Origin of the sequence: Streptococcus moroccensis, assembly GCF_030812835.1 — a bacterium.
Lineage (GTDB): Bacteria > Bacillota > Bacilli > Lactobacillales > Streptococcaceae > Streptococcus > Streptococcus moroccensis.
On sequence record NZ_JAUSTM010000040.1, the window covers coordinates 1 to 9,385 of the forward strand.

The 9,385-nt window shown below is 39.6% G+C and carries 7 protein-coding genes and 1 pseudogene; 6 read left to right on the forward strand and 2 right to left on the reverse strand.

Translation table 11 applies throughout. From position 1 onward, the window contains the following. Positions 1-100: 100 nt before the first annotated feature. Complete coding sequence (locus J2S23_RS10880; protein ID WP_307122742.1) at positions 101-841, reverse strand: MurR/RpiR family transcriptional regulator; 741 nt, start codon at positions 839-841, stop codon at positions 101-103. 238 nt (positions 842-1,079) lie between these two features. Between J2S23_RS10880 and J2S23_RS10885 the strand changes: the two genes are divergently transcribed. Together J2S23_RS10885 and J2S23_RS10890 are read left to right on the forward strand one after the other, a co-directional pair. Then, the gene (locus J2S23_RS10885; protein WP_307122743.1) at positions 1,080-2,492 is read left to right on the forward strand and encodes a subtype B tannase; all 1,413 of its coding nucleotides are present in this window, start codon (positions 1,080-1,082) and stop codon (positions 2,490-2,492) included. 14 nt (positions 2,493-2,506) lie between these two features. Beyond that, positions 2,507-3,952, forward strand: a complete 1,446-nt coding sequence (locus tag J2S23_RS10890; protein WP_307122744.1) for a PTS transporter subunit EIIC — start codon at positions 2,507-2,509, stop codon at positions 3,950-3,952. Positions 3,953-3,999: 47 nt separating this feature from the next. On the opposite strand, the gene J2S23_RS10895 is transcribed toward J2S23_RS10890, so the two are convergent. Further along, positions 4,000-5,105 (reverse strand): IS3 family transposase gene (locus tag J2S23_RS10895; RefSeq protein WP_307122745.1). Its coding sequence is split into 2 segments (ribosomal slippage): positions 4,000-4,829 and positions 4,829-5,105, totalling 1,107 coding nucleotides; the frame shifts between segments, so codons are not numbered across the junction. Positions 5,106-5,352: 247 nt separating this feature from the next. On the opposite strand from J2S23_RS10895, the pseudogene J2S23_RS10900 reads away from it, so the two are divergent. The 4 genes and pseudogenes from J2S23_RS10900 to J2S23_RS10915 form a co-directional block, all read left to right on the forward strand. Then, a pseudogene (locus J2S23_RS10900) lies at positions 5,353-6,548 on the forward strand (IS110 family RNA-guided transposase); the annotation flags it as partial. Positions 6,549-6,865: 317 nt separating this feature from the next. Beyond that, positions 6,866-7,726 carry an aldo/keto reductase gene (locus J2S23_RS10905; RefSeq protein WP_307122746.1) on the forward strand — a complete coding sequence of 287 codons (861 nt, stop codon included), beginning with the start codon at positions 6,866-6,868 and terminating at the stop codon, positions 7,724-7,726. A gap of 22 nt (positions 7,727-7,748) precedes the next feature. Continuing rightward, a complete protein-coding gene (locus J2S23_RS10910) occupies positions 7,749-8,387 on the forward strand; it encodes an NAD(P)H-binding protein (RefSeq protein ID WP_307122747.1) in 639 nt (212 codons plus the stop codon). 32 nt (positions 8,388-8,419) lie between these two features. Then, positions 8,420-9,307 (forward strand): alpha/beta hydrolase, encoded by an 888-nt coding sequence (locus J2S23_RS10915; RefSeq protein WP_307122748.1) that lies wholly within the window; start codon positions 8,420-8,422, stop codon positions 9,305-9,307. Positions 9,308-9,385: the final 78 nt, after the last annotated feature.

The window sequence follows — 9,385 nt, forward strand, 5'->3', positions numbered from 1 at the left end:
TGAACAAAGTGAAAGCCAGCGTCTTTAGGCGCTGGCTGGTGATGTGGGCTTATAGCCCCTGTTCAAACCACCCGTTAGACGGGTGGTCATGATTGTTGCGTTAGTCTTTCATTTGTTTGGCATAATGTGTGACAAGGAGTTCTGTGAAGATGTCAAACATAATTGGGGAAATGGAATCATATTCCCAGTCTCCTGAAAGAGTTGGGAGTGTGATGACTTTATCAAAATGCTTTCGATATTTGGCATTTGGATTGGCTGTTACTAAAAGTGTTTTACATTTCAAATTGGTGATTTTGCGAATGTAAGTGGAATCGCCGCCTGCTGAAAAGATAAGCAATAAATCGTCTTTTTTGAAATAGTTAACGGCATCATCAAGATAATCTGTTGAATAAGATGACACATAAACTCCCATTTTTCGCATCAAGGTTTCAAATAATTTGGCACTTAAAAAACTTTTGGCACCACCAGTCGCAAATAAATGCTCGCTTTGTGATAAAAAGCTTGCTAAATCAGTCATAACCTTATCGGTCAACGTTGCCTTGGTGAGTTCGAGTAATTTGGTGAGGCGCGTGAAATATTCATTGTCCTCATCAGTGTTTGTGGCGTTGTTTGATGAAAGCCAGTTGATAAAGTCAAAGCGAAAATCTTGATAACGTTTATAGCCAAGTTGTGTTTTGACAAAACGAGTTAGCGTTGGCTGAGAAACACCTGCTTTTTTGGCTAAAACAGTCGTCGTAGCATGGGTGACTAAAGACGGTTGTTTTTTGATTAAATCATAAATAGCTAATTCTGCTGGTGAGAATTGTTCTTTCAAACTTTCCATGATAATTAGTGGATTCATATACCATTCGTTCCCTTCTCTTAAATTTATTATAGGTGATGACGTGAATAATGTAAATAAAAAATTTAAAAAACATCAAATAAATTATTTACAAAATACAAATAATGTTGTATATTATATTTATAGGAGCGCTTCCAAAAATAATATGTATTTAAAACAAGCTTTTAACGGGCTTTGTATCTTAGTTTAATTGAACACGGGTTAAGCTCTTTATATCTTAAGTAATCAGGAGGATTAAATGTCGATTAATCAATGGATTTTTGATGAAACGAATACTTGTTATATGTCTTTGAAGAATGTTTATTGTGCTCAGCCGAAGGATAGTGAACTAGAGGCTTTACATATCTTTGTGCCAGCAGTTTATATGACTGCAGATGGTACAATTGATAGAGACGCTGTGTTCACAAACCAAAATGGCACAATCTACACAAGCCAGACGGTTCCTATCATTTTTTACAATGATATTGGTGGCTATGCTGAATGTCAACCTTCAATGGTAACGCCGCGTAATCAACGCTATTTGGAAGATGGTTATGTCCTTGTCAGCGTGGGAGCTAGAGGTCGTCAGTCGCAAAATGGTATTGGAAAAGCTCCTGCAGGCTTGGTGGATTTAAAAGCGGCTGTTAGATGGCTTAGAAAACATCACAATGACATTCCTGGTGATATTGAAAAAATCATTAGTGTGGGAACGAGTGCTGGCGGTGCGATGAGCAGCTTACTAGGTAGCGCAGGAAATCGAGCAGAATATCTTCCTTTTTTAGAAGAAATTGGTGCTGAGCTTGACCAACGTGATGATGTCTTTGCCGCACAATGCTTTTGTCCGATTACAAATTTAGAACACGCTGATATGGCGTATGAATGGATGTTCCAAGTAAAGAAAATTTATACGTTTAATTCACGTGTTAGACCTCAAATTATCAATAAACGTCAACAGATATTAAGTCAGTCTTTAGCGGCTGAATTTCCTGAGTATGTGAACAGCTTGCACTTGGGTGAATCCTTGACGGCAGATGGTCGTGGTGGGGATTTTTATCAAGGTATTCTCAATCAACTTAGCTTATCACTCAATAAATTTCTCGCCAAACATGCTCAAACAAACGATGAAAAGGAAGAATTGGCTCGTGAATTAGACCCGCAAGGATTGTGGTGCCATTTTGAGAAAGGTCAAGCGACTGTCTTTGACTTGGATGCTTATGTTGTAAACTATATGGGACGTAAAAAAGATTGCCCTGCGTTTGATAGCTTAGATTATCAAACGCCTGAAACAGAAGTGTTTGGAAGTCGTGATAAAAATCATTGTCACTTCTCTGAAAACGTAGCTAAGCATGTTGAGAAATTGCCAGCATTGAGTGCTTATCAGAAAGCATTTCAAGCTGATTTGGCAGAAGAAGATTTGATATTAGCCAGAAAACTCTTAAATCCAATGACTTTCTTGCAGTCTGATTTGGAGGAAAAACAGGTTGCTTCTCATTATCGTATTTGTTTAGGGGCAAAAGATGCGGATACCTCATTTGCGATTTCTTACTTATTAGCGTTAGCTTTGAAAAAGCGTGGTATTGATGTTCATTATGAATTGATTTGGGGAATGGGGCATGCTGATGCCGATTATAACGAAGAATTTAGTCAATGGGTGGATGACATTGTTCATTAAGAAAGGAAATTATTATGGAAAAAAATCAAGCAGATTTGGTTAGAACCATTATTGAAAACGTCGGTGGTAAAGATAATGTGATATCATTGACGCATTGTGTTACACGGTTACGGTTTGTGTTAAAAGATGACCATTTAGCTAATAAAAAAGCGTTAACTGATTTGGATGAAGTTATGACGGTTGTTCAAGCTGGCGGGCAATACCAAGTGGTTGTCGGTGAAAAATTGGTGGTTCCTCTTTATGATTTGGCAATGAGCCAGCTCCAATTGGCTAGCGGCGACAAAGAAGAGCCAGTGGCTAAAGAATCGACAGGCATTGTCTCAAAAGTTATGGATTCCATTTCTGGTGTTTTATCTCCAATTTTAATGGTTTTGGCAGCAGCAGGGCTTGTTAAAGGGCTAATGTCCTTCTTCTCATCATTGGGGTGGATTGATACCGATAGTGGATTGTTCATGATTTTGTACGCACTTGGTGATGGCTTTTTCTATTACTTCCCAATCTTACTAGGAATTACAGCTGCTCGTAAATTCAAAGTCAATGAATTTGTCGGTGCTGCTATTGGTGCCGCTTTGACTTACCCAACAATGGTTAACCTTAGCTCAACAGCAGATGTTTTAGGAACGGTGTTCCAAGGAACGTCGTTTGAAATGAGTTACTACACGACTGTATTTGGCATTCCTGTCATCATGCCTGCTAGTGGCTACACGTCAAGTGTTATTCCGATTATTTTAGCCGTTTTATTTGCTGCGAAGTTGGATAGAAGTTTGCGCAAAGCATTGCCTGATGTGCTGAAAAATATTGTTGCACCGTTTGTAACATTGGTTGTAACCGTCATTTTGACTTATCTAGTTATCGGACCAGTTGCTACGCTTATTTCAAATAGCCTTGCTTGGTTGGTTTCTGCTTTGTATAGTATTCCTTATGTTGGTGGAGCCATTGCTGGCGCTATTCTCGGTGGAGGTTTTGGTGTTCTGGTTATGTTCGGACTTCATTGGGCGGTTCTTGCTATCGCGATTTCTAATATTGCGGTCAATGGATTTGACTACATTGCCGTTGTTACAGCAGTTGGTCCATTTGTCGGTATGGCTCAAGGGCTTGCTATCTGTGCTAAAGCACGCAGTACAAAAGTTCGAAACCTCGCTTTACCAGCAACCATTTCACAAATTTGTGGCGTTGGTGAACCATTGATGTACTCAATCCTCTTGCCATTGAAGAAAGAATATGTTATTAACATTGCCTGTGGTGCGATTGGCGGTGTTTTACTTGGTATATCAGGTGCGAAAGCCTATATCATGGGTGGACAAGGCCTCTTTGGCTTAGCTAATTATATCGACCCTGTCACGGGTAATATGAGTGACTTCTATAAAGTCTTCATCTGCCTTACTATCGCCATGGTATTAACTTTTATCGTTGAATTTGTCATGTATAGTGATAAACGTGCCGAAGAAGCTCTACAATAAATGAAAAGGCAACTCTTCTCTGTACAATTTTTATAAAGTGTTTTTTGTTAAGCGGTCACTCGCTTAGCCATCGGTGTTTGGTAATTGAGACTACCGTGGATGCGATGATGATTCCACCAGTGGACATAGTCCTTGGTTTTAAGGGTTAGTTCTTCAAGTGACTGAAAGGTTTCTTGATGAATAAACTCCAGTTTAAAGGAGCGATAGGTGCTCTCAGCTACCGCATTGTAATAGGGGCAGCCTGTGTGACTTAACGAACGAGTGATACCAAAGGCTCCTAAGACCTCATCAATTAGCTGATTATCAAACTCCTTACCACGGTCAGAATGAAAAAGATGGACCTTCGTTAAAGCATAAGGAATGCTTTGAATGGCTTGTTTGACGAGTTCTGCGCTCTTCTGCCAACCGACTGATAAACCAATAATTTCACGATTAAAGAGGTCAATAATCAAGCAAACATAAGCCCAACGCTGACCAACACGGACATAGGTCAAATCTGTCACAATCGCTTCCAGTGGTCTTTCTTGGTGGAATTGTCTGGCTAAGAGATTTGGAATGGGGGCTTCGTTTTTCCCTTTAGAGTGTGGCTTGAAGCTAGCCTGCTGGTAAACCGATACGAGATTTAAACGCTTCATTATGCGACGAATACGACGACGAGATAGGGTAATTCCGTCTGTAGCCAGACATTGCTTGATCTTTCGAGCACCGTATCGTGATTTGCTTTCAAGAAAAATCTGTTTCACCTTTTCTTCAAACTCCGCTTCAGATACTGGTTCTGAGGCTTTGTAGTAGTAGCTGGAACGCGGGAGATTCAACCACCGACACATGGCTGAAATGCTGTATTTATCCTTGTTAGCAGTGATTATTTCTCTTTTTGTGCCATAATCACCGCCGCTTGCTTTAGGATGTCTAGCTGCATTTCAAGTTCTTTGTTTCGCTTTCTAAGAGCTATCAGCTCCCGCTGTTCATCGGTAAGATTATCAATCGATTTGAAGGAGCCCGTTGTTTTAGCTTGTCTCACCCACTTATCAAAGGTCGAGGGGGTTAAATCATATTCTTTGATCAGCGCACTTCGTTTCATACCTGCAGTGTGAAGGTCAACGATTTGTTGTTTAAAGTCATCTGTAAAATGACGGCATATTTTTCTAGACATAGAATTCTCCTGTTTTCTTTAGTGTAAAACACTTTATAAATTCTGTCTAGTTTAGTGTAACCGATTCACTAAAACATACTAAGATTAGTAGTGAGGAAATCTCCGACGGGAGAAATTACTCACTACTTTTTCATTATGTTAAAGTAGAGGTGTCTTGTTAAGTCGAAGGGCTTTTAGGCGCTGGACGTCGTGTATTGAAAACGACATCACTAAAATAAGGAATCATTCAAGATATAGAGGTAATATCATGCGAGTTGTATTTGGGATTGATGTGAGTAAAACAAGTTCGGAAGTGGCTATTGTTATCAATGGCGAGAAAATTCATGGTTATTCAATGACCAATGATGTCATAGGGTTTTCTCGCTTGTTGGAAGACTTGAAAACCGTGTCTCTAATCCCGAGATTGTCTTTGAACCAACTGGCGTCTATTCTCGTCGTCTTCAAGCCTTTCTTGAGAACAATGACTACGCATATACACGGCTAAATCCTCTAGAAGCTAAAAAGCAACTAGACAGCTTACGTGTCCGTAAAACAGACAAAATCGACGCTGAAAAATTGGCTCAGTCTCAGTTTGTACTGAATCGCAAACCAACTTATATCCAAGAGGAAGCCTATCAAGAGTTACGTGACTTAAGCCGTTTCTATCAAAATCTGACTGAAGATATTGTTAGAGCTAAAAACCGTCTCCACAAGGTCTTGCAAGTTACTTTCCCAGAGTTGGAAAACCTCTTGTCAACACCAACTGGTGAACAATACTGGAACTTAGTCACTGCTTTTCCTTGTAAGTACATGGTTCTAGAGTTAAGCAGTGATGAGTTGTCAAATGTCATCCGAAACTCGACATCAAAACGTATCTCTAACAAGCGTGTGACTTATTTGGCTGACAAGCTTACTGAACTAGCTCACAAATCTTATTGTGCCGTCAAGAAAACCTCTCCAATGATTGAAGAGGTTCGTTATTATGCGCAAGAACTGCTAAGATTATCTGAACGCAGACAAGTGGTTCTAGACAATATGGTAGATCTGGCTCAGCCTTTACCTGAATACGATATCTTACTGTCTATCCCTGGTATCGCAGAAACAACAGCGATATCACTTATTGGTGAATTGGGAGATATTCGTTGGTTTCAGTCTGCCAACCAAATGAACGCTTTTATTGGAATTGATCTCAGGCACTATGAGTCGGGGAACTTTCTTGCTAAGGAACACATCACCAAACGAGGAAATCCTTATGCTAGAAAGATTCTCTTCAAGTGTATTCACAACATCGCTTCAGCTAGTCACACTAATCCTTGTCATATTGCAGACTTTTATGAGAAACGAAAAAGACAATCGCAAGTGACTTCAACCAAGCCACATACGATTGCCTCTATACATCGTCTCATACGGACAATGTATTACCTCATAACGCATAATAAGCTTTACGATTACGCTTCGACCCAAAAATCAATAAAGTTAGTTATGCCATACTATTCTAACACCTTATGTTTAAAAAGGCTAGATAAGGTGTTGTTTTTCTGTGTACTTTTATCCCTCCTTAGCTCAGAAAAAAAGGGGACAATAACTGATATTTGGCTACTGTACTCAAGATGGTTTTGCTTTAAACCCTTGGCACATTTGACAAATGGTAGAAAAAAGCTGACTCAGATGAATAGTCTATCAGTATTTGTAAAATCAATACTGCAATAAACAATAAGTATTGTACTATTCACTCTTTTAAAAATAAAATAGATTCATAAATAAGAAAGAGGAAAAAACATATGACACAACAAATCACATTAAACGATGGAAACAAGATTCCTGCAATTGGCTTTGGAGTATTCCAAATTCCAGCGGATGGTTCAACTTATACAGCAGTGAAAGAAGCTTTGGAAGTTGGCTACCGTCATATCGATACGGCTCAAGCCTATTTCAATGAGAAAGAAGTTGGGCAGGCTATCAAGGATTCAGGTATTCCACGTGAAGAAATCTTTGTAACCAGTAAACTCTGGATTCAGGATTTTGCCTATGAGACTGCTAAGTCAACGATTGATGCGACTCTAGAGAAAATGGGACTTGACTATCTTGACCTCTATCTACTTCATCAACCTTACGGGGAAGTGGAGCAGGCTTGGAAAGCTCTTGAAGAAGCCAAAGCAGCTGGTAAAATCAAATCCATCGGTGTTTCAAACTTCACACCAAACTTTTGGAAACAATTTATTCCAAATTTTGCGACTATCCCAGCTGTCAACCAAGTTGAGTTCAACCCATACTTCCAACAAAAAGAATTACGTGACTTGCTTGCGAAAGATCAAGTAACTATTGAAGCGTGGGCTCCGCTTGGACAAGGTAATAAAGAATTATTCGAAGAGCCTGTGATCACAAAACTTGCAAGTAAGTATGGCAAAGATGTTGGTCAGATTATCTTGCGTTTTGCCAACCAAGAGGGTATCGTTGTCTTGCCAAAATCAACTAAAAAGAGCCGTATGACATCCAACAAAGATATTTTTGACTTTGAATTAACTGCTGATGAACTAGCCGAACTCCGTGCCCTTGATAAAGGAAAGGGATCTCATAATCCAGATGCGCCAGGTGTAGGAGAATATCTATTAACGGCTTATGATATTCATGCAAATGACTAAGTGAAAAAGTGAGGTAACCGGAATGAAAAAAGTATTAATCTTAGGGGCTGCTGGCCAAATTGGACGGATGGTTACAGATTACTTGCTAGAACAAACAGATTTTCAGTTGGTTCTGTATGCGAGAAATGCTCATACTAGGCTTTCTGATTTGGCATCTGAACGAGTTCAACTCATAGATGGTAAGTTTGATGATAAAGAACAATTATTGAAAGCTTTAGAGGGAGTAGATGCGGTTTATCTTAATTACGTTTCAGGCCCTGAGGTCTTACAAACTGCACTAGATTCTATTATAGAGTCTGGTGTAAAACGACTGATTGCTTTAAGTGTTCCTGATATTTATCAAGAGATTACTGGTTCTTTTCAAAAATGGTATCGGCAAAATACAGGAATTATGTGGACTTCTCCAGTACGTGACTTTGCTGACATGATTGAAGCAAGTGACTTGGACTATGTCCTGCTCCGCATCACTTGGCTTTATAATAAGGGGTTGGTTCTTATAGAAATAACTCGAAAAGGTGAGCCCTTTACTTCCGCTCAGGTATCAAGACAATCGGTAGCACAATTTGTGGTTGACTTACTCACTGGTAAAGAAAATTATCATCGCGAAAGTTTGGGATTAGGTGAAGCAGGAACTGCTTTTACCAAACCTAGCTTTTACTAAGCAACGACTCCATTAAAGAAAGAGAGAAATGAATGATGCAAATACAAAATGTTGTTTTTATGAACAAGGAATTAAATCTCCGCCTTGCAGGCCTCCTTCGCTTACCTGCAAACTTCGATTTGAATAATAATTATCCAGCAGTAGTTGTAACGGGTCCAATGCTTTCTGTAAAAGAACAAGCTCAAGCAGTTTATGCAGATGCTCTTACAGAAGCTGGTTATGTGACCTTGGTATTTGATGGCGCTTATTTTGGCGAAAGTCAAGGTTTCCCACGTCAGCAAGAGCTTCCTGATGTTAAACAATCAGATATCGAAGGAGCGATAGACTTTCTCGAGAGCCTTCCTTATGTCGATAAGAACCGCATTGGCGGTTTAGGTATGTGTGGTTCAGGTTCTTATATGTCAGTAGCCGGTGTGAAAGATAGCCGTTTGAAAGCTATTACCGCCGTAGTACCAGCGATTTCTGATATTTCAACGTCACCAATGACATCATTCTTCTTACCTGAAGAGGAAGTGAAGGCAGCTAAAGAAGCTTATGAAAATGGGACAGGTGACCTAATTACACTTAATTTCCAACCTCGTGCTTTTGATGAGGGGGCAAAATATTACTATTCTGCTCGTGGAAATCGTGCACGGTGGAGCAATCAAGTCGTGGCTTGGAGTCAATTAGAGCTGATCAATTACAATGTGACAAATATCATGAAAGATATGACCAAACCGTACTTGGTTGTTACTGCTGAAAATGCCTGGAGCCAACCAGCATCTCGTGAAATCTTTGATGCAGCCAAGAGTGATGTAAGAGAATGGTTAGTTGTCCCTGAAGCAAGTCACTTTGACATGTATGACCTCCATCCTTTTGTAGATGTCGCCTTTGAGGCAATCATACCTTTCTTTGAAAAAAATACCCGCGTTGTAAAATGAAGTGCAACAAAAAAGACATGTTCGTCTGATATACTAGAATTCCCCAACTCAGTATAGAAAGCAGATGAACATGTCCAC